The organism is Halomonas sp., assembly GCF_029263665.1.
Taxonomy (GTDB): domain Bacteria; phylum Pseudomonadota; class Gammaproteobacteria; order Pseudomonadales; family Halomonadaceae; genus Halomonas.
Map to the genome: position 1 here is coordinate 70167 of NZ_JAJUFQ010000019.1, position 20624 is coordinate 90790.

Below are 20624 nucleotides of genomic sequence, written 5' to 3' on the forward strand. Positions count from 1 at the left end.
TTTACCACTGTCCTGTTTTTATCTCGGTCCTGTTTTTACCTCAGCTGCGCCCGTCGACAAGGAAGCTCTCATGAACGATGCCCCCCAGGACATTCTCTCTGTCAGTGACCTCAATCGTCGTGCTCGCCAGGCTCTGGAAGCCAACATCGAGGAGTGCTGGGTCGAGGGGGAGTTGTCTGGTGTGTCTCGGCCGTCTTCGGGCCATGTCTACTTCACCCTCAAGGACGACCGAGCCCAGGTGCGTGCCGTACTGTTTCGCACTCGCAGCCGCTTTGTATCGACGCCAATGCGCGATGGCGACCTGGTTCGCGTGCGAGGACGGATCTCGCTGTTCGAACCGCGGGGTGACTATCAACTGGTCGTGGAAGCCGTACAGGCGGCGGGGATTGGGGCTCTGCTTGCGGCCCTCGAGGCACTCAAGACCAAGCTGGCCGAAGAAGGCGTGTTTGCCAATGCCCGTTCTCTGCCATATCCACCGCGCCACCTGCTGGTACTGAGCTCGGCCACCGGTGCCGCCATTCGCGATGTCCTGGCTGTCCTGCGAGCCCGCTGGCCACTGGTCAAGGTCACGCTGATTCCGGTGCCCGTGCAGGGCAGCGAGGCAGCTCCCGCCATGATTTCTGCGCTGGGCCTGCTCAACCGGCAGTCGACACTGGATCCCCAGCAGGATGTCGTGCTGATCACCCGCGGAGGCGGAAGCCTGGAGGATCTCTGGGCCTTCAACGATGAGCACCTCGCCCGGGCCATCCACCACTCACGCCTTCCGGTAATGGCCGCAGTAGGCCACGAAATCGACTCCAGCATCGCCGACCTGGCGGCTGATGCCAGTGCTCCCACACCTTCTGCCGCGGCCGAGCGCCTGGTCCCCATGCGTGACACCATGCTCCAGCGCTTGAGCCAGCTTGAAGTCCAGATGCTTCGCACACAACGCAGACGCCTGGAGGTCGAAAGCCAACGCCTGGATCATCTGCGCCTTCGCCTGCGCCACCCCGGTGAGCACCTGCAGCGTCAGCACCAAACACTGCTCCAACTGCAACGCCGTCTGCAGCGCGCCATGCAGGATACGCTCGATCGTTGTGCCCGCTCCCATCGCGAATTCGCCCACCGCCTGCGGCTGCGCGCTCCTCAAGCGACATTACATGAGGCCCACACTCGGCTGCAACGCCTCGAGCAACGCTTGATCAGTGCACAGCAGCATGACCTCAAACGCCATCGCGAGCAGTTGGCTTCGCGCATGCGCCAGCTACATGCTGTCAGCCCTCTCGCGGTTCTTGGCCGCGGCTATGCCATTCTTGCAGACGACACTGGCCGAGTGATCCGCTCAGCGAATCAGACTCGGCCAGGTGAAGTGCTCGATGCCCGGTTGGGCGAAGGGAAATTGACGCTGACGGTCAGCGCTGTAAGTTCTGAGCCCCAGGCTTGAAGGCAGAAGGCTCCAGTTCATGGCGCGACAACAGCTTGTAGAAGTCGGTGCGATTGCGTCCGGCGATCCGTGCGGCTTGCGTCACATTGCCTTCGGTAATCTTCAGCACCTTGACCAGATAACTGCGCTCAAAACCGGCACGGGCATCATTGAAGGTAGGCAGCGCGTTATCTTCTGCCACGAGCGCCTGAGCCACCAGGGCTTCAGGAATCATCGGAGCACTGGACAGTGCCACGCACTGCTCGACCACATTGACCAGTTGACGCACATTTCCGGGCCAGGAACTGGTCGCCAGCAGGTTCATGGCCTCCGGGGAAAAGCCCTTGACGAAAGGCTTGTGGCGCGAAGCAGCCTGGGCGACCAGGTGCTTGACCAGTAGCGGCACATCCTCGGCACGGTCCTTCAATGGCGGCAACTTCAGGTTGACGACATTGAGGCGATAGTAGAGATCCTCGCGAAATTCGCCTTCGTGCATGGCCTGATCCAGATCGCGGTGCGTCGCAGACAGCACGCGCACATCTACCGGTATGGAAGAGGTCGAACCCAACGGGCGTACTTGTCGTTCCTGCAGGACACGCAATAGCTTGACCTGTAGCGACAGCGGCATGTCGCCGATTTCGTCAAGGAACAGGGTGCCGCCATCGGCTGCCTGGAACAGTCCGCCATGTTCACTGATCGCGCCGGTAAACGCCCCCCGGGCATGACCGAACAACTCACTCTCCAGCAGTTGCTCAGGCAAGGCGCCACAGTTGATGGCAACGAATGGCTTGTCGGCTCTCGAACTCGCCTTATGGATGGCATTGGCCAACAGTTCCTTGCCCGAACCGGAAGGGCCGGTGATCAGAACACTGACATCAGAGCCTGCCACCATGCGGGCCTGTTCCAGGATGCGTTCCATTTCCGGGCTACGGGTGATGATTTCATCCCGCCAACTGTCATCCCCCTCACCCGTATTGGTCAGATGCGCCAAGGCATCGTCAATGGCACCGAACAACTCATCGCGATCCACCGGCTTGGTCAGAAAGCTGAAGACTCCCTGACGCGTGGCGCTGACGGCATCAGGAATAGAGCCATGAGCCGTCAGGATGATGACAGGCAGGCCTGGCATGCGCCGCTGAATCTCCTGAAACAACGCCATACCATCCATTTCGTCCATACGCAGGTCGGACAGCACCAGGTCCGGACGTGCCTCATCCAGCCGCTTCAGTGCATCACGCCCACTCTCCGCCGTGGTCACACGATAGCCACGGCTTTCCAGGCGCATACCCAACAGTTTGAGCAGGCTGACATCATCATCAACCAGCAGAATGTGGGCCGATACCTTCGCGCTTGGCGTCGTTGCAACGTGTTTCATTTCGGAGTCTCCACAGGGCCTTGTCAGGCCCCTGTCTATCGCAGGTTGATGCTTTTCCCACCTGCTACCGCAGGTAGATGATCAAGTCGACCTGCCGATGCAGATTGATACGACTATTCCACCTGCTGACGCAGGTTAATGTTTTGCTCAATGGCAGTTAGAGCTTCGAGCTTCTTGGCAAGTTCCTGATTCTCCTTGCGCAGTTGCGCTACTTCGTCATCGTTGTAGCCAACGCGCCCCTGCAATGCGAGGCGCCCCTCCAGCTCATTGCGCCAGTAGCGCATCAGCGGTTGCAGTTCCTCAGGCGCCGATTCCAGGTCCGACTTGAGCACATCCGATGCCTCGCGCCATTGGGACACCGAACCCCAGGCCTGCACTACCGCTCGAGCCAAGCGCTGCTCAGGCGCGTATCCCACGGTACGCCCCAGCATATCCGTGCGCCATTGGTGATCACCGCGCTGGGAGGCCAGGCCAAAGGCGACCCAGTCTTCCAGCATGCAGTCCGACTCCGCGAAATTCGGCACGTTATTGCTGGCATCGACAGCACACTTCAGGGATGAGTCTTCGACCACCGCGGGTGCTCCATCACGTCCCTGCAGTATCAATGCATCGCATCCGGCCACCCCCGTAAGGCTGACAAAAAGGACCGCCAGAGCCAGGCGTTCCATGCCTTTGTGGAAAAACGGACTATCGCTCCATGGATGACGACATCCGCATAACAGGGTCTGCGCCCTCGTAATCATAAGGTCAGGTTCCTTGCGTCCTTGCCCGACGAAGTGGGCTCATGTCGTGATTGTTGCAATTGTCGTGATTGCTGTACTGCCTTGCTTCCCTCATTGGCAGGAAGCGTCAAACGGAAGCAAACCGCCATATCAGGATCATCCACCAGGGCCAATGCTCCACCTTGCAGGCGGGCGCAATCAGCAGCCACGGAAAGGCCTATTCCGGAGCCCTTCAATGCGCCCTTGCGCTTTGCCTGGCCCTGATAGAACGCCTCGAACAGATGAGGACGATCTTGCTTCGCAATAGGGTCACCACTATTGGCAACTTCCAGTTCCAAGCGATCATGCAAGGCCTTGGCACGAATCACCAGCTCTCCACCATCCTCACCATATGCGATGGCATTGGATATCAGGTTGTCCAGCACTCGGGCTGTCGCCTGGTGGTCAGCGAACCAGTTGAGAGGCCCGGGAAAGGCCTCAACGCGCATCTCCTTCGACTGGAGAGCCAGACGATGCTTGGCTAATACCTCACTCACGACAGTGGCCATGTCGAGACGCTCAATCTCGGCATTGCGTGAGTGCTGTATCAAATTATAGTCAAGCAGTTGCTCGATCAGGCGCTGAAGCTCTCCCCCGCTGGTATCCAGCAATCTGAGGACTTCGTGCTGTTGTTCGGTCAACTCTCCGACCACCCCATCAGACAGCAGCGCCGTACCTTCCCGCACACTGGCAAGGGGCGTTTTCAATTCATGGGACATATGGCGCAGGAATTGCTGCTTCTGCGCTTCCAGTTCCTCGAGTCGCGTGGTCAGCCAGTCGAGCCGCTCGCCAAGCACTACCAGTTCTGCAGGCCCTTGCACCCGCTTCACTTTTCCATCCTCTTGACCGGCACGACCGGTGCCGATGCCCAGAATACGACGCTCGAGTTGGCGTACAGGACGAGTAATCAAGCGGGTGAACAACAGCATCAGCAGCAAACTGGACGATACCAGCGCAGCCGTTTGCCACCACAAGCGTCGTTGTACCTGTATGGCCCGTTCACGAATATTATCAAGGCGCTCATCGATGCGAAGGTTGGTGGCCTTGCGCATGCCCTCTACATTTTTCGAGAACGGTTCAAACCAACCCAGGGCCCTCTCATAGGTCTCTGCATCAAGCTTCGGTAAGGTCGCCAAGTCATCCAGCAACTTTTCCAGGGCCAACACATGCTCTTCATCTACCAGCAGCAAGCGCTGCTGGGCAAGCAACTGACGAAACTCTTCCAGGCGCTCGTCATAGATATCGAGCAAGCTTTGTTGCTGAACCACAGCGTACTGACGCGCACCACGTTCTATTTCCACCGCCAGCGAACTCAATGTACGCGCCCGGCGGGTTTCTACCACCGCCTGGCGTGCACTGACTTCGGCCAGTCGAGACCACTCGGATAGCGCTTGACCAGCCTGGTACATCAGCACGCCTAGAGGAAGCATGACCACGACAAAGGCCAACAATACTAATTGCAACAGTGAACGGGGGCGCCATCGGCGCGAGGCAGCAGAAGTCATGACCAGCGTTCTATGAAGAAAAGTGAATGAAGCGTCCATCAATTCCTCCACAGAATACCAGAAGTGGGGTCCCAAACCCTCGTCATCACTTGTCGTAATCCATCCTTCTTCACCAAGAAAGGCTCCCTAAAAAAAGGGCCGGCATGGCCGGCCCGAATACGCAGGGAACTGAAGGGGTTGAAAAACCGATCAATCGATAGCCTGGCCCACCCATTGAACGACCTTCCAGTGGCCCGAAGGCCCGAAGCCGTACCAACGCCTACATCACCAGGAACCGGACCGTTGGAACATGGATGGAAAACCATCCAGCCTCGTACATCGCACTGACACCTTTCGGGCACCAGCACTAAATTCTCCCCGATAAGGGGGGCATCCATGCCAGAGCATCCTTGCTCTTCACGATACCTATCCATGCCATTCAGGCCGGTACCGTCTCATCGCAACCTTTGTGTCGCACATCTCGCGCGGAGCAGACGCTGGACACTTTTCGGGACACACAGGGCAGTGATTTCCCGAAGAGCGATCCGGGAAGAAGCATGACCGGAGCCCACTTCTTCCCCTGCTCACCATGATATATAGCCAGCACCGTGCCAGTTATGGAAATATTGATATTTATCATACCTTTACATCAATACTATTTTTCTCTTTCAGTGTCATCGAAGCAGATATCGGTAAAACAGCAGAAGAAACGTCTCCAAACGGCAACGCAAATATCATAGTTTTTAGGTAATTTAGAAAAACCAACAAGTTATCTCGTCTCCATATGGAGACAATGCAATAAGACCAGAGTACGAAGAGAAGCCACCGCCCGAGAGCGTCGGGCGGTGATGGAGGGAAAGAGGGTGCGGTGTTCTAGAGGGCCTTGAGCAGGACTTTCGACTTCCTCGCATGGTTGTATGCATCCCGCTTGAGCGGTGGCAACTCTTCCAGAGTTGCCTGGATGAAACCATGCTCCAGGAACCAATGTGCCGTATGTGTCGTCAGGGCGAAAAGACTGTCAATTCCGCGCCGGCCGGCAATGCGCTCGACTTCTGCCAACAGGCGCTCTCCACGAGCACCACTGCGATAGTCTGGATGCACGGCGACACAGGCAAGTTCACCGAGTCTACTGCCATCAAAGCGATGCAGGGCGGCACATCCAATAATCATGCCATCGCGTTCGATCACCAGGTAGTCATCGATATCATGTTCGAGCCTTTCACGAGAACGAGGCACCAGCATTCCCCGCCGCTCCAGAGGCTCAAGCAGCTCGAGCAGGCCACCGATATCACTCAGTTCCGCCATTCGCAGTTGCTCATAACGATGCTGAGTGATCATCGTGCCCACCCCATCACGTGTGAACAGCTCACCAAGAAGGGCATCGGCATCACGCCAGGACAGCAGGTGGGTGCGTGACACGCCGTGCAATGCTGCTTCGCAGGCCGCACCCAGATGGCGAGCCAGCTCACTGTCAGGAGCTGCCGATTGTAATAGCGGCGCCGCATCAGCCGGACTCAACTGACGCAATAGCATTCCTGCTTCATCCCGTAAGCCATCAGCTTCACCAAGCAGGATGAGCTTGTCCGCATTCAGTGCCACAGCAGCATGTTGTGCTACATCGGCAGCATCCAGATCGAAGACCTCCCCTGTGCTGGAATACCCCAGCGGGGGTAGCAATACCAGTGCCTTCTGCTCCAGCAATGCCCTGATGCCCGCCGCTCGCACTCTACGCACTTCACCAGAACGATGAAAATCGACACCGTCACGAACCCCCAAGGGCTTGGCCATCACCAGGTTACCCGACACAGCAGTCAGCTCGATGCCATGCAATGGCGTATTCGGCAGCCCCAGCGATAACCTTGCTTCAAGCCATAGGCGCTGCTCTGCCGCCACCCGCTCTACCCTGGCCATGATCGCCTCATCAGCCACCCAGCGCCCGGCATGGCGCTCCGGCGTGATGCTCTCCTCGGCCAACGCGGCATTTACCTGGGGGCGAATGCCGAATGCAACGACCAGATTCACCCCCAGAGTATGCAGCAAGGCCAAGTCTTGAATCAGCGACTCCCCTCGCCCAGCGGCCATGGCCTCACCTTCAATCAGCACAACAAAGGTTCGGTCTCGGTGTGCATTGATATAGGGAGAAGAGTGGCGAAACCAGTCAACGAAGGAGAAGCGCGTGTTCAATGTTGTGAGAACTCCAGCAAGGGCAGGGTTGCAGAATCAAGTATCTCCGCACTATATCAGACGATAGCGGGCACCGGAGAGGCTCTGGAATACACGGCAGCAAAAATGCATAAAATGACAACGGCGCCTCTTCTTCACCATATCTCAATGAGCATATTTCAATGAAGAAGAGGCGCCACTTCAGGTTGGCTTCAGATGATAGAGAACACTACTGAAACAGCAGAGGATCTAGAACACCCACGTGATAGCTCAAGGCAAGAATATGTCCCATGCCTACAAGAAAGCCCGCAACGCACATGGCCATACCGGTCGCTATCCAGGGCTTTACTCTTGCGACCAGCAGCAGGAAAAGCAGGGAGAACAGCGTAGCGGACAAGACAAACCCCAGCGCCATAATGGCGCCAATCAGCAGAAAGAACCCCACTATCCAGAACAGTTGTACGGTAATGGTCTGCTTCACCCAAGTGACTGGATGCAGCAAGTTCCGAGCCATCTCACACAGAAGTGCCAAGACCAGGATGCCAATGGCCAGCCATGGCATGATGCCGCCGGTCAACGACAATCCCCAAGTGTCGACCAGCGCCACTCCTGCCATCAGTAGCATGCCGATGATGATGACCAGATCTATTCTCCCTAGAGAGTTGGCAAAACCAGACGCGTTGCTCGAGGTTTCCCCATCTGATCCACGCGAGACTGCACGACGACGCAGCCAGACCTTTTTGAGCATAGGCATGAACAGGATCGCGACAATCAGTGCTCCGACGATGAGCACTCCGGGACGCGAAAACGCCGACATGCCCTGGAACTGGACTGCTTGATAGAAATAGTTTTCAGCCCCTGGGGCAAGTACGAAACCGATCAGGAAGGCCGGTCGAGACCACCCTGCCTGCTTGAACAGGATGCCCACGGCCCCGATCACACCCAAGGCAACGAGATCAGCAATGGATCGAGTCGCCTGATAAGCGGCGAACATGATCAGTACCATGATGATCGGTGCCAGGATAGTGAAACGGACCCGGGTCAGACTTGCCACTGGTCGAGCCAACAGCAGGCACAGCGCCGCTCCCAGTACATTGGCCAGTGCCAGCGACCAGATGATGGTGTAGGTCAGGTCGAGATGCGTCTCGATCATTCCAACCCCTGGCTGGAGCCCGAGCAACAGCAGACCGCCCAGGAAGATTGCCGCAGTTCCCGAACCTGGCACCCCAAACAGCAGTGTTGGCACCATGGCACCACAAGCACAGGCATTGTTGGCTGACTCAGGTGCAATCACGCCACGTATATCGCCCTTGCCGAACTGGGACTTGTCGCGTGCAGACTGCACTGCATGGCCATATGTCATCCAGTCGACGACAGACCCCGCCAGACCGGGAATCGTACCTACGAGACTGCCAATGGCAGCACAGCGCGCAACAAGCCCTTTCTGTTCGCGGACATCTTTCAGCCCCCGCGCCCATCCTTCTCCCAGCCGGCATGGACGCTCGGAGATAGCACCACGCTTGAGCAACAACTCGACAATCTCGGGCAAGGCAAAAATCCCCAGGCCGACCACGACCAACGGCAGGCCGTCATAGAGATAATCGAGACCAAAATTCAGCCGAAACTCGCCTGTGGCAGGGGCCATGCCGATAATGCCTACCAGCAGGCCCAGCCCACAGGCAGCAATCCCCTTGAACAGCTCCTTCCCGGACAGCACTGCGACCATGGAAAGCCCCAGCAGGGTGAGCATGAACAATTCAGAGGAAGAGAAGGACAGCACCAAAGGCCGTGCAATGACAATGAAAGCAGAAAGTACTACCGCGCCAAGCAGCCCTCCAAGCATCGATGACAAGAAGGCACTGGACAGCGCGCGTGCCGCCTGGCCGCGCTTTGCCAGGGAGAAACCATCGACCACAGTGGCTTGAGAAGCACTGGATCCGGGAATGCCAAGCAACACTGAGGCAAAGGTATCGCCGGTGGGAATCACCGCCACCAGCCCCATCAACATCCCCAGGGCAACCGATGGTTCCATGCCATACAGGAAGGGCAGCAACAATGACATTCCGGCAATGCCGCCAAGGCCCGGTATAATGCCGACCACCAGTCCCACCAATACGCCGATGGTCATGAATAGCAGATGAGAGACAGTAAACAACTGGCTCAAGCTGGACAGCATGACATCAATCATGACAGTCACTCTCTCTTGAAATGAGTGGAACCGGGACCGCTGACAAACCAAGGCGTTCGTATGCCAGCAGTCTCGAACCCAGCCTTGATGACTCTCCGTTATCAAGGCCTCGGATAACGATCAGATCGAAGCGTCATGTTCGGTCTTGAGCCAGTTGGCAAGCCATTCGCGCGTGCTGTCCTTGAGATCCATGGACTCATCCAGATGGCGTTGCACCACTTCCCCGATCACCGGCTCGTAAGGACCCAGCTGAGCTTGGGATTCTTGCTTGAAGGCGTCGCTGGCCACGAATTCCCTGGCGGCTTCACGATAGGTATCGATCAATTTCTGAGGGGCATCCTTCGGAACCATCACCAGCTTCTGCAGCGTGTAACCGGAGGCAAAGAACTTGCGATAAGCGGTGTACGCTTCGCCCGTTGGCATCTGGTTATCATTCAAGGAGGCATAGACTTCCAGGAAAGTCGGCAACTCCGGGAATGCGGGGTCGCGCACGATGTCTCCCTGATCATCCAGTATTCCCAAGGAAAACAGCGGAATCGCCTTGCCGTCATCAACCAGCGGCTGCACGCTGCTCAGATATGCCGAGGTTGTCTGGAAATCGATATCCGCCTCGCCCCGCTCAAAGGCCAACCTCCCTTCTCCTCGACTGCGCATGCCGAAAACGGCATCCACATCCACGCCGAGCAGATCCAATGCCAGCAGTACCGGCAACTCGACCCCCGTAGGGCTCTGAGCTGCCAGCTTGACCGGCGACGTCAATATGCTCGCCATCACTTCATCGGCGGACTCTCCCAGACGAGGTTGTGCGTACACCACACCTCCTGTTGGCGTGGCCAGAATAGGTGTCCAATCTGCATAGTCGTAGCGAACTCGAGGGTCACCCAACATGGCGGGGTATTGGGTGGAAGCCGATGTCCCGATCCAGTTGTCTCCCTTGTGACTGGCCCTGATCGAAAAGATGTTGGCTCCGTTGATGGATCCCCCGCCAGGCACGTTATCGATTACCACAGTGGGGTTGTCAGGCAGGCTATTGCTGAACCAGGGAGCGAAAAAGCGTGCCCAGACATCCGTTCCACCGCCCACTCCAAAGGGGATTGTCCATTTGATCTGAGCGGGCACATCCGTGGATGCCTGAGCCTGTGGAGAAACGATTGCCGAGATAGCCACGGTGGACATGGCAATGGCCAGTGTCGCACCACGTGAGAATTTGCTCTGAGCAATAACTGCAGGAATATGCATGGCGTGATACCTCATGATTAAAGTTGTTATGTGATCCTGATGCTGTGCCTGAATCTTGGCGGGTGCATCAGGAGCCCAGGGCAATGTCTACCACAGGGTCTGATGGCACAGGCGCTACCTTCCTCTGGGGTAACGCATAGAAGAGAGTCCCACTCATGATCTTGCGAGCTGTACGCACCAGGGATACCTGGGCCAGTTCATGGGGATTGCCGTCACGATGTTCGACTCGGAGCTCCATGACACCGGACGGATGCTCGATGCACACGTCACACAGACACTGTCCTTGGCTGATTCGGCCAGCTTGAAGGGCTATGCGATTGGCGATGGTGCCAGGCACACTGATGGCGGCCGATACCGCTATGCCACCGGTGACGGCAATGGCCTTGTGGCATCGGGCAGGAACGAAGTAGCGGGCGGTGAGAACGCCTTCTTTACTACGCGGTGCTGACAGCACCACCGGCTTGGGCAACACACTGTCACGAACATCTCCCAGTCCCATGCGCTGCCCGGCTTCAAGACGCAGATATTCCAGTCTCGCCAGGAGCTCTGCATCCATATCCATCTTTTCAGGCGTCTCATCGCCTTCCAGTCCCAGGTCATGCGCAGCCACCATCAACACCGGCGTGGCAGCGTCGAGACAGCTGACCTCGGTACCATCGATCATCTCCATGGCTTGGCCAGTGGGTAAGAGCGCCCCCGTCTTGGAGCCAGCAATATCGAGAAAACTCAGACGAATACCCGCTGCCTGGCCAGGCACACCACTGATCCGGGTGTTGCCTTCATATATCACTCGGCGCCCAGGAGTGGGCACATGGCAGTCGATCAAGCGCTGGGTATTGATGTTGAAGACACGAACGATGGTCACTCCGTCTTCAGGCTCCACCAGGCCAGCTTCAATGGCATAGGGACCAACAGCCGAAAGCATGTTGCCGCAGTTGGGACTGAAATCGACATGACGCTCAAGCACGTTGACCTGAGCAAAGAGGTAGTCGATATCGGCATCATCGCGCTCCGAACGCTCGACAATGGCTACCTTGCTTGTCAGAGAATTTCCGCCGCCGATGCCATCTATCTGCAGTGCATGCCCCGAGCCCATGGCATTGAGTAGCAGTTCACTCAACTCCTGCTGATTCTGTGGCAGGTCACGCCTCCTCAGGAAAGGGCCGCGGGAAGTACCACCACGCATGATCACACAGGGAATGCTGTTCATGAGCCTTGCACCATTGTTCGGTCGTTAGTGGTGCAAGGATTGCAGCGAGGAAATAATGCTTCAAATGCAAATATCTACCTATAATAATCGACAAAACACATTAATCAGGTATACGCATTAATATGGCCAACATCATGCAAGGAAGAACACATGCAACATCGATTAGAATTCCTTGACCTGCAAGCCTTCGTGCAAGTAGCGGAACTTGGCACCTTTCATGAGGCGGCCAATCGCTTGCACTTGTCACAACCGGCGTTATCTCGGCGCATCCAGAAACTGGAAGAAGTTCTCGAAGTCACCCTGCTCGAACGCACGACGCGTCGTACTCGCCTGACGCCAATCGGCATCGATTTTCTGGCCAAGGCAAGGCGCATGCTCGATGAGTACGAATCATCGATTATGGGTATTCGGGATCTGGCTACCCACCAGAAAGGCACCATCACCATCGCTTGCCTGCCGACGGCAGCGTTCTACTTCCTGCCCAGCGTGATTCGCGAATTCAATACCGCCTGGCCAGGCATTCGCATCCGTATTCTGGACGTCAGTGCCCATGAGGGACTGGAGAAAGTAATACGCGGAGAAGCAGATTTCGGCATCAACATGTTCAGTGCCCAGACCCCAGAGATATCATTCACTCCCCTACTGAAAGACCCCTTTGTGCTGGCACTGCGTTCCGACCACCCCTTGGCAGGCAAGCAGCATCTAGAATGGAGCGACCTCGAGCAGGTCCGCCTGATCACCGTGAGCCGGGACAGCGGCAATCGAACATTGCTGGACAACGCTTTGGCGCCGACCGGCATTCATCTCAATAGCTTCTACGAGGTTCAACATCTGTCGACGTCTCTGGGTCTAGTGGAGTCAGGGCTTGGTGTGGCGATTCTGCCGCGCATGGCCATGCCTGGTCCTGACCACAAGACACTATGCACCAAGCAGCTACCACCGCCATATATTCATCGCACCATTGGTCTGGTACGCAGCAACGCACACAGCCTGTCTGCCACTGCACAACTGTTCATCAACATGCTGCTGGAACGCTGGGCAGAAGAAGCCGTTAGCCCTGAATAAAAACGGCGCCTCTTCTTCACTCACTTTCGGTGAAGAGGAGACGCCGCTTGAAGCAAGGCCAGGAGATGGCTAGTTCATAGGCCGTGTCGAGCCTGAATCAGCCAAAGATACCCTTGAACATGAAGAAGAAGGCGATGGCCAGGCCTGCACCGGCCGGCAGGGTGATCAGCCAGGACATCACGATAGTGCCCAGCACACGCATGTTGAGAGCGGCAATGCCTCGAGCCAGACCGACGCCGAGTACAGCGCCTACCAGAGTATGCGTGGTGGAGATCGGCAGGCCAGTACCGGAAGCCAGTACTACCGTAGTGGCGGCGGCCAAGGTCGCGGCAAATCCGCGGCTCGGCGTCAGTTCCGTGATACCGGTGCCAACTGTGGCAATCACCTTGTGGCCATAGGTGATGAGGCCCGCCACGATACCACCACCACCGAGAATCAACACCCACCAGGGGACAGAAGCAGAACCACCGACATCACCCTGGGTATTGACCACGCTGATCACTGCAGCCAGCGGACCAACGGCATTGGCCACATCGTTGGAACCGTGAGCAAAGGCCATGGCACAGGCGGTGAAGATCATCAGCACGCCGAAGACCCGTTCCACGCCCTGGAAACCGAAAGCATCGGACTGGCGCTGACTGCGTGCGATACGCTTCTCGCGCTGGATACCGATGAACATCAGCACCAGGCCAAGTAGCACCGAAAGCAATAGGCTCTCGGTAAAGTTCAGGTGCAGGCCGACATGCTTGAGTCCTTTGGTCAGGGTCACCATGGAAACGATGAACCCCACCAGGAACACATACATGGGCACATAGCGCTTGGCGGCAGCAAAGGGATCCTCAGCGTCGAAGATCATGCTCTGGATGGACTTGAACAGCATGAAGGCAATGGAACCGGCAAGCACGGGGGAAACCACCCAGCTGGCAGCGATCTGGCCAACCTTGCTCCACCCTATGGCATCAATACCGAGTCCGGCCAAGGCAAAACCAACAATGGCCCCAACGATGGAATGAGTCGTGGAAACCGGCCACCCCTTCATGGAAGCAATCAGCAACCAGGTACCCGCCGCCAGCAATGACGCCAGCATGCCGTAGATCAGAAGCTGGGGGTCTTGTTCGAGCAGTGCAGGGTCAATGATGCCCTTGCGAATCGTCTCGGTGACCTGGCCACCTGCCAACCAGGCCCCCAGGAATTCAAAGACGATGGCAATCAGAATCGCCTGTTTGATGGTGATGGCCCGGGAACCAACAGAGGTCCCCATGGCATTGGCTACGTCATTGGCGCCAACGCCCCAGGCCATGAAAAAGCCAAATGCGCAGGCCAGTAGGATGAAGATATCACCGTGCTGGGCAATGATCGACATGGGGGAATATCCCTCGTGTATCTATCTAGAAAGGAGCTAAAGCGAAGAGACCGCCCTGGGGCGGCCTATCGTTGTTCATCAGTGCGCAGTCATGATCTGCAGTCGGCTACCCACACGCTCAGCGCGGTCAGACAGCTCACCGATCCACTCGATGATCTTGTAGAGGAACATCACATCCACCGGAGGCAGATCGGCCTCCAGGGCGAACAACTGACGACGAATGGCGATCTGTTGCTCATCGGCACGATTCTCCAGGTCATGGAGGTCGCGAATCAGCTTCTGCATCAGGTCACTGACATTGCGTCCGAAGCCGGACTCAAGCAGATCCTGAAGCTCTTCCAGGGCCTGGCGAGCCTTGGCGACACACGACACAGATGTCTCGATGTAATCACGCATCGGCGCTGCCAGCTCACTGGGGACACGCATCTGGCGACCAAGCATGATGCCGGTGATATCTCGAGCCTTGTTGGCAATCTTGTCCTGGACACTGATCAGGTCGAGCAGATCGGAACGTGATACCGGCAGGAACAAGGTGTTAGGCAGATTCAGGCGCAACTCAGTCTTGAGCGAGTCGGCTTCGTGCTCGAGCCTGGTGATGGCTTCTCGATGCTGGGTTGCTGCTTCCCAGTCACCCTGAAGGGTGGCTTCGAAAAAAGGCAGCAAGGCGGCAGAGCAATCATGGGCCTTCTCGATATGCGCCAACAGGGGTTGGAACGGAGAACGGCCGAACATCGCGGAAAACGGGTTTGTTGTCACCATAGTGAATCACAGACACTGGGAAATGGCGGCGTTAGTATAGTGATCCCCTGCTGTCACGTCATGGAAAACTTTCGGTCATGTCCCGATTAACCTTGTCTCTGCCGCGAGGCCCAGAATGAGCAACGAAGTCGAAATGAAGCTGGCCCTCGGGCCTTTAGGGCCCGACAACTTACGCCGTCACCCCATTCTGGCTGGCGTCCCTTCGCACCGCCGCACCCTGCTCAATACCTACTTTGATACTCCCGAGGGTGACCTCCAGCGCATGCGCGTGGCACTGCGCTTGAGGCACAGCGGAGATGCCTGGGTGCAGACCCTGAAGACAGGCGGCCAGGGCGGTGGTGGCCTATCGGTACGAGGAGAATGGGAATGGCCTGTACCTGGCCCACAGCTGGACCTGGAAGGCCTGGCAAGGCTGCCAGCGATACAGGCATTGGATCAACGCCTTCTCGCCAAAGTACAGGAGCGCTTCACCACCGACTTCGAACGCGACACCTGGGACATCGAATACCAGGGCAGCCAGATCGAGATTGCCTTGGATCAGGGTGAGATAACGGCAGCCGGGCACAAGGTCCGGATTCGGGAAGCAGAGCTGGAACTCAAGGCGGGGGACAGTGCCACACTGCTCGCCCTGGCCGATGAACTTGCTGCCAGAGTGCCCCTGCGCCCTTCGGATACCAGCAAGGCAGCACGAGGATCCGCCCTGCTCTCCGGGAGCTGGAAACTTCCCGAAGCCAGCGCACCTGCCCAATGGCTACATCGCGCTACGGTCGCCATGGATGCGTACAGTGACACGCGCGAGAGCGATTGGCTGATTCAGGCGGCCACAGCGCTGGAACGACTCGCCGAAACGGCACCCAAGGCTGGCCATATCGCTCTGCATCTGCGCACTCATCGACTGAGCAGTGATGATGAAGATGACTGGCTGAACCCAGATATCGGTGCCGCCCTGCTCACTCTCTCACGCCAGCTTCCGGACAGCACCGAGATGACCTGAGCAGGGCATTCACTTGCCTTCACGTGAAGGGTGAGATGTCTCCCCGCCCTTCACGCACGATGACCGGAGGTAACTCGCGGAGGTCGATGACACTGGTGGGTTCCAGGTGACAGGCTCCACCATCGATGATCAGGTCGAGGTGCGCACCAAAACGCTCACGGATTTCCTCGGGGTCGGTCATCGGCAACGCTTCCCCTACAGGAATCAAGGTCACACTCATCAGGGGCTCTCCCAGCCCCGAGAGCAACTCCCTGGTGATGGCATGATCCGGCACACGGACGCCAATGGAGCGACGCTTGGGATGCAGCAGCAAGCGCGGTACTTCCGTCGTGGCATTGAGAATGAAAGTGTAGGAGCCCGGGGTATGCGCTTTGAGTAAACGAAATACCGCGTTGTCGAGCTTGGCATAGGTACCAATTTCTGAAAGATCAGAACACACCAGAGTGAAGTTGTGCTTGTCATCCAGGGAACGTAGCCACTTGATCTTCTCGATGGCCTTCTTGTCGCCAAGATGACAGCCCAGGGCATAGCCAGAATCAGTGGGGTAGGCAACCACTCCCCCTTTGTTGATGATCTCGACCGACCGATCGATCAGGCGCTTATGAGGGTTGTCCGGATGGATCTGGAAATATTGGGTCATGAGCGCATCCCTTCTGCGGTGTTTTCATTTTGATGTTTTCGTTTTTCCAGCCTAGGCAACTCCCCCTAGGTTGTGCATAAAAAGTCGAGTGCTGGGATTTATGTCGTATTTCCCTGAAGCCGCCACTGGGCCAGACACTCATGCGTCCACACCGGAGCGACGGCAGTGCGTGGTATCGGGCTCATGGTACCGGGTGCCAACGGCCCTCCAGGAAAGTGGAAGTCACTGCCCAACGAGGCCAGCAGGTCGTATTCCTGTAACTGGCGGGCCAGATCCCTGGTCGCATCGGAGTTCTGATAGCCACTGACCAGCTCAGCAGCCTGACCTCCGGCACGACGAAATTCATCAAACAGCAGGCCACGCTTGCGCCGGGTCATCTTGTAACGCAACGGATGAGCCAACACGGCCACTCCTCCAGCATCAAGAATCCATGTCACCACCTCGGACAGATACGGCCAGTGAGACTTCACATCTCCCACCTTGCCGTTACCCAGATATTTCTTGAATGCGCTGGCCAAGTCCGGCACCAAGCCGTCTTCCACCATCACATGAGCAAAGTCCGGGCGGCCAAGTGGGCGCTCCCCGGCTCGCGCCTGTGCCTTGGCCAGCGCATCCTTCAAGCCAACCTTTTCCAGGCGCTTGGCAATGGCTTCCGCACGAGTGTTCCGGGCACGGGATTGGGACTCCAGTCCCTCCACCAGGGTCCCCACCGCACCTGATGGCAACAATCCGACCACATGAATGTTGACGCCACGCCATTGCGCGGACAGTTCCGTTGCCGGCAACACGGATATACCACACTGACTGGCCGCTTTCTGCGCCTCTTCAACCCCATCCAAGGTGTCATGGTCGGTCAGGGCAATATGGGACAAACCTCTCTCAGCACAGAGTTTCACCAATTGTTCAGGAGAAAGAGCACCATCAGAGGCGGTAGAATGCATATGCAGGTCGACGCTCAATGCGTCTCCCTCGAAAGTCTCGGGCAGTAGCAGCATGGTCGGGAAGGCGCTCATCGGCATGACGCCGGCGGGCGTCTTTGACAGAATATGTGCCTATGGTGCTCGCACGGCCATCCGGGGTCAATTGCGGTACTGTAGGTCATCCCCTCACAACAGCAGCGCATGAATCGGCGAGCGGGATGAAAAGACGCACATTGCACTGCCCCCTTCGCTCCATGCACAGACAACAAGCTGGGGTGGTCTTAGGGATGTCGCGAGGGGTAGCCACCAGACATGGTGGGATAGCATGGTGATTCACCTGCGCAGCCATTTATGACGAGGATTATTCGATGCTCTACGCAATCATCAGTGAAGATGTACACGACAGCCTGGAACGGCGCATGGCAGCCCGCCCCGATCACCTGGCACGACTTGAAGCCCTGCGCGATGAAGGACGTCTGGTGCTGGCAGGACCCTACCCTGCCGTAGACAGTGAAAATCCGGGAGAAGCCGGGTTTACCGGCAGCCTGGTCGTTGCAGAATTCAGTGACCTGGCCACGGCCCAAGCCTGGGCTGACGCCGACCCCTATCATATTGCCGGTGTCTACGCCAAAGTTGTGGTCAAGCCGTTCAAGAAGGTTCTGCCTTGAGCAATACACAGGCCCCCATTCCTGTGTGCATGAATCATCTGGCCGTAGCCACCATGCCAGGCGGCCCCTCTTCGAGCCGCCTGGCATGAACCATCCGCTCCTTGTGAACAACCAGGCAAAGTTTTCTCACCAGAGTTTACCCACAGCGTCTGTGGAAAAGTTTGTTGAAACACCGCGGACGCTTTTGCCAAGCCCCCATGTCACGGCCATGTCACGCCGATGATCAAATTTTGACCGCAGGAAGTATCCCCCGTGTCTACCGCTCCAGATGGCCTGCCAGCACTATGTGCCGCCGAACTCGCCCACCTCGATTGGCGCTCGGATGACACCGGCGAAAGCAGCCCTCATTCTCAGGCCTTCGATGACGTCTATTTTTCCCGTCATGATGGTCGCGCCGAGACAGAACACGTTTTCATTGCTGGCAATCACTTGCCGGAGCGTTTCGCTGCCTGGCAGGCATCCCGCCCCTTTGTCATCGCCGAAACGGGATTCGGTACAGGCCTCAACATGCTTTGCGCCTGGGCAGCATTCGAACGTCATGCGCCAGCGGGGTCTCGCTTGCACCTGGTCTCTACCGAGCGTTATCCCATGGCACGAGATGACCTTGAACGAGCCCTTTCTTCCTGGCCGGACCTGGCTGACAAGGCTCGAGTGATCATCAACCAGTGGCCCGCTCCCGTCAGTGGGGTGCATCGCCTGATACTGACACCGCAGATCATTCTCGATCTACATATCGGCGACAGCACTGAACGATTGGCCCTGCTGGACGGCCAGGTCGACGCTTGGTTTCTGGATGGCTTCGCCCCATCCAAGAATCCGGAAATGTGGCGCCCCGAACTGTTCGAGCAAATGGCCGCTCGCTCTCGCCCCGGTGCCACCTTCGCCACATTCACTTGCGCAGGCATCGTTAAACGCGGCCTCAAGGCCGCAGGCTTCGCATGGCGCAAGGTGCCAGGCTTTGGGCGCAAGCGGGAGATGCTGGCCGGAGAGATCAGTACACCGGCCCAGGATGCACGGCGCAATTCCACGCCCTGGTTCCATCCTCCCGCTCCATGTACCACCCGGCATATTGCAGTGATCGGTGCCGGCATCGCCGGCTGCACTGCCGCCGAGGCCCTGGCCCGGCGCGGCATTGCCGTCACGCTGATCGATGCCCAGGGCCCCGGTGCAGAGGCCTCCGGCAACGAGCAGGGCGCACTTTATGTCAAGCTGGCGGTGGATACCAACCACCAGAGCCGCACTTACCTCTCTGGCCTGCTGTATAGCTACCGCTGGCTATCTCGCCTGGATCCCGCTCAGCGCCTATGGCAACCGAGCGGTGTGCTGCAACTCGCTACCAGCGAACAGGAAACCCGGCGCCAGACACGTTTCCTGGAGCATCATCCATTACCTGCAGACGTCGTGCATGCCGTGGATGCCGAGCAAGCTTCACGCCTGGCAGGTGTCTCCATTGATCATGGCGGCCTGTTCTACTCCCTGGCGGGCTGGGTACGCCCACGTGTGTTGTGCGAGAAGCTGGCTTCAGGGTCAGGCATTCGCCAGATACGTGCAAACGTCACTCAGCTGGAACGCAGGGACGAAGGCTGGTTGCTGACGTTCGATGACGAACAGCAGACACTGACTGTCGATCAGGTCGTGGTCGCTACCGCCGCTGACAGCACACAGTTTGCCCAGTTCGAAGGCCTGCCTCTGCAGCCCGTACGTGGCCAAGTCAGTCGCATGCCGGTAGCCGAGGCCACCACACCTGACACCGTAGTCTGTGCCGGGGGATATCTGGCGCCCCCCCTGAATGGTTGGCTGACCTTCGGCGCCACCTTTACACCGAACTCCAGCGACAGAACAGTCACCGCCGAAGATCACCGGGCCAACATGAACGAGCTTGAGCGAACCCTACCCGGTTATCTCAAGCACCTGGTGGATAACGGATTGTCTATCACACCTGGCGCATTGGAAGGACGTGCTGCAGTACGTGCCGCCAGTCCGGACAAATCGCCCTATGCAGGGCCAGTACCCATACGAGATCCCTGGCTGGAAGACTACGCTCGCCTGGGCAAGGATGCGACACGCATACCGGACACTGCCGGCCAGCACTATCCAGGCTTGTGGATCAGTGCCGCCCATGGTTCCCGAGGCCTGGCCAGTGCCCCGTTATGTGCAGAGCTGCTGGCCTCACGCATCTGCGATGAGCCCTTGCCCCTGGAACTGCCCCTCGTGGATCACCTGCATCCAGGACGCCGGATTATCCGCGACCTGATACGCGGTAAGCGGTAAGCGGTAAGCGGTAAGCGGTAAGCGGTAAGCGGTAAGCGGTAAGCGGTAAGCGGTAAGCGGTAAGCGGTAAGCGGTAAGCGGTAAGCGGTAAGCGGTAAGCGGTAAGCGGTAAGCGGTAAGCG

At 57.7% G+C, this 20624-nt stretch carries 16 protein-coding genes; 5 read left to right on the plus strand and 11 right to left on the minus strand.

What is annotated here, in order from left to right; all coding sequences use genetic code 11:
* Nucleotides 1–70 precede the first annotated feature (70 nt).
* Nucleotides 71–1423, plus strand: coding sequence for an exodeoxyribonuclease VII large subunit (gene xseA, locus Q1K07_RS16580; RefSeq protein ID WP_300313330.1), 1353 nt, complete (start codon nt 71–73; stop codon nt 1421–1423).
* Here xseA and glrR read toward each other — a convergent pair.
* The 7 genes from glrR to Q1K07_RS16615 form a co-directional block, all read right to left on the minus strand.
* A complete protein-coding gene (gene glrR / locus Q1K07_RS16585; protein WP_300313333.1) occupies nt 1392–2777 on the minus strand; it encodes a two-component system response regulator GlrR in 1386 nt (461 codons plus the stop codon). The genes xseA and glrR overlap by 32 nt on opposite strands.
* Before the next feature lie 113 nt (nt 2778–2890).
* Nucleotides 2891–3520 carry a hypothetical protein gene (locus Q1K07_RS16590; protein WP_300313336.1) on the minus strand — a complete coding sequence of 210 codons (630 nt, stop codon included), beginning with the start codon at nt 3518–3520 and terminating at the stop codon, nt 2891–2893.
* Nucleotides 3517–5043, minus strand: a complete 1527-nt coding sequence (locus Q1K07_RS16595; protein WP_300313338.1) for an ATP-binding protein — start codon at nt 5041–5043, stop codon at nt 3517–3519. The genes Q1K07_RS16590 and Q1K07_RS16595 overlap by 4 nt, the downstream gene beginning before the upstream one ends.
* An 852-nt stretch (nt 5044–5895) precedes the next feature.
* Nucleotides 5896–7206, minus strand: coding sequence for an amino-acid N-acetyltransferase (argA, locus tag Q1K07_RS16600; RefSeq protein WP_300313342.1), 1311 nt, complete (start codon nt 7204–7206; stop codon nt 5896–5898).
* Nucleotides 7207–7414: 208 nt separating this feature from the next.
* Nucleotides 7415–9373: a tripartite tricarboxylate transporter permease gene (locus Q1K07_RS16605; protein ID WP_300313345.1), complete on the minus strand. Its 1959-nt coding sequence runs from the start codon at nt 9371–9373 to the stop codon at nt 7415–7417.
* 120 nt (nt 9374–9493) lie between these two features.
* Nucleotides 9494–10612, minus strand: coding sequence for a tricarboxylate transporter (locus Q1K07_RS16610; RefSeq protein ID WP_300313348.1), 1119 nt, complete (start codon nt 10610–10612; stop codon nt 9494–9496).
* 67 nt (nt 10613–10679) lie between these two features.
* Nucleotides 10680–11822 (minus strand): 4-oxalomesaconate tautomerase, encoded by a 1143-nt coding sequence (locus Q1K07_RS16615; RefSeq protein ID WP_300313350.1) that lies wholly within the window; start codon nt 11820–11822, stop codon nt 10680–10682.
* 150 nt (nt 11823–11972) lie between these two features.
* Here Q1K07_RS16615 and Q1K07_RS16620 point away from each other — a divergent pair, with 150 nt between their 5' ends.
* The gene (locus tag Q1K07_RS16620) at nt 11973–12887 is read left to right on the plus strand and encodes a LysR family transcriptional regulator (RefSeq protein ID WP_300313353.1); all 915 of its coding nucleotides are present in this window, start codon (nt 11973–11975) and stop codon (nt 12885–12887) included.
* Between the two features lie 97 nt (nt 12888–12984).
* Here the strand turns inward: Q1K07_RS16620 and Q1K07_RS16625 are convergent, their stop codons facing one another.
* Complete coding sequence (locus Q1K07_RS16625; RefSeq protein ID WP_300313356.1) at nt 12985–14250, minus strand: inorganic phosphate transporter; 1266 nt, start codon at nt 14248–14250, stop codon at nt 12985–12987.
* A 78-nt stretch (nt 14251–14328) separates the two neighbouring features.
* Nucleotides 14329–15009, minus strand: a complete 681-nt coding sequence (locus Q1K07_RS16630) for a TIGR00153 family protein (RefSeq protein WP_300313359.1) — start codon at nt 15007–15009, stop codon at nt 14329–14331.
* A 115-nt stretch (nt 15010–15124) separates the two neighbouring features.
* Between Q1K07_RS16630 and Q1K07_RS16635 the strand changes: the two genes are divergently transcribed.
* Nucleotides 15125–16003, plus strand: a complete 879-nt coding sequence (locus tag Q1K07_RS16635) for a CYTH domain-containing protein (RefSeq protein WP_300313362.1) — start codon at nt 15125–15127, stop codon at nt 16001–16003.
* Nucleotides 16004–16022: 19 nt separating this feature from the next.
* Here Q1K07_RS16635 and Q1K07_RS16640 read toward each other — a convergent pair whose 3' ends face one another.
* Together Q1K07_RS16640 and Q1K07_RS16645 are read right to left on the minus strand one after the other, a co-directional pair.
* On the minus strand, nt 16023–16643 hold the full coding sequence (locus Q1K07_RS16640) for an L-threonylcarbamoyladenylate synthase (protein WP_300313364.1): 621 nt from the start codon (nt 16641–16643) through the stop codon (nt 16023–16025).
* 98 nt (nt 16644–16741) lie between these two features.
* Nucleotides 16742–17656, minus strand: a complete 915-nt coding sequence (locus Q1K07_RS16645; RefSeq protein ID WP_300313366.1) for a PHP domain-containing protein — start codon at nt 17654–17656, stop codon at nt 16742–16744.
* A gap of 275 nt (nt 17657–17931) precedes the next feature.
* Here Q1K07_RS16645 and Q1K07_RS16650 point away from each other — a divergent pair, with 275 nt between their 5' ends.
* Entirely contained in the window at nt 17932–18231 is a 300-nt protein-coding gene (locus Q1K07_RS16650; RefSeq protein ID WP_300313368.1) for a YciI family protein, read from the plus strand.
* Nucleotides 18232–18483: 252 nt separating this feature from the next.
* Nucleotides 18484–20502, plus strand: a complete 2019-nt coding sequence (gene mnmC / locus Q1K07_RS16655; RefSeq protein ID WP_300313371.1) for a bifunctional tRNA (5-methylaminomethyl-2-thiouridine)(34)-methyltransferase MnmD/FAD-dependent 5-carboxymethylaminomethyl-2-thiouridine(34) oxidoreductase MnmC — start codon at nt 18484–18486, stop codon at nt 20500–20502.
* Nucleotides 20503–20624: the final 122 nt, after the last annotated feature.

Bases quoted from the DNA above. Each gene is read 5' to 3' on its own strand.
- Q1K07_RS16615 (WP_300313350.1), bottom strand. From the start codon at position 11,822: ATGAACAGCATTCCCTGTGTGATCATGCGTGGTGGTACTTCCCGCGGC.
- Q1K07_RS16590 (WP_300313336.1), bottom strand. From the start codon at position 3,520: ATGATTACGAGGGCGCAGACCCTGTTATGCGGATGTCGTCATCCATGG.
- xseA (WP_300313330.1), top strand. From the start codon at position 71: ATGAACGATGCCCCCCAGGACATTCTCTCTGTCAGTGACCTCAATCGT.
- Q1K07_RS16595 (WP_300313338.1), bottom strand. From the start codon at position 5,043: ATGACTTCTGCTGCCTCGCGCCGATGGCGCCCCCGTTCACTGTTGCAA.
- Q1K07_RS16610 (WP_300313348.1), bottom strand. From the start codon at position 10,612: ATGCATATTCCTGCAGTTATTGCTCAGAGCAAATTCTCACGTGGTGCG.
- Q1K07_RS16635 (WP_300313362.1), top strand. From the start codon at position 15,125: ATGAGCAACGAAGTCGAAATGAAGCTGGCCCTCGGGCCTTTAGGGCCC.
- Q1K07_RS16605 (WP_300313345.1), bottom strand. From the start codon at position 9,373: ATGATTGATGTCATGCTGTCCAGCTTGAGCCAGTTGTTTACTGTCTCT.
- Q1K07_RS16620 (WP_300313353.1), top strand. From the start codon at position 11,973: ATGCAACATCGATTAGAATTCCTTGACCTGCAAGCCTTCGTGCAAGTA.
- Q1K07_RS16640 (WP_300313364.1), bottom strand. From the start codon at position 16,643: ATGACCCAATATTTCCAGATCCATCCGGACAACCCTCATAAGCGCCTG.
- Q1K07_RS16645 (WP_300313366.1), bottom strand. From the start codon at position 17,656: ATGAGCGCCTTCCCGACCATGCTGCTACTGCCCGAGACTTTCGAGGGA.
- Q1K07_RS16625 (WP_300313356.1), bottom strand. From the start codon at position 14,250: ATGTCGATCATTGCCCAGCACGGTGATATCTTCATCCTACTGGCCTGC.
- Q1K07_RS16630 (WP_300313359.1), bottom strand. From the start codon at position 15,009: ATGGTGACAACAAACCCGTTTTCCGCGATGTTCGGCCGTTCTCCGTTC.
- Q1K07_RS16650 (WP_300313368.1), top strand. From the start codon at position 17,932: ATGCTCTACGCAATCATCAGTGAAGATGTACACGACAGCCTGGAACGG.
- glrR (WP_300313333.1), bottom strand. From the start codon at position 2,777: ATGAAACACGTTGCAACGACGCCAAGCGCGAAGGTATCGGCCCACATT.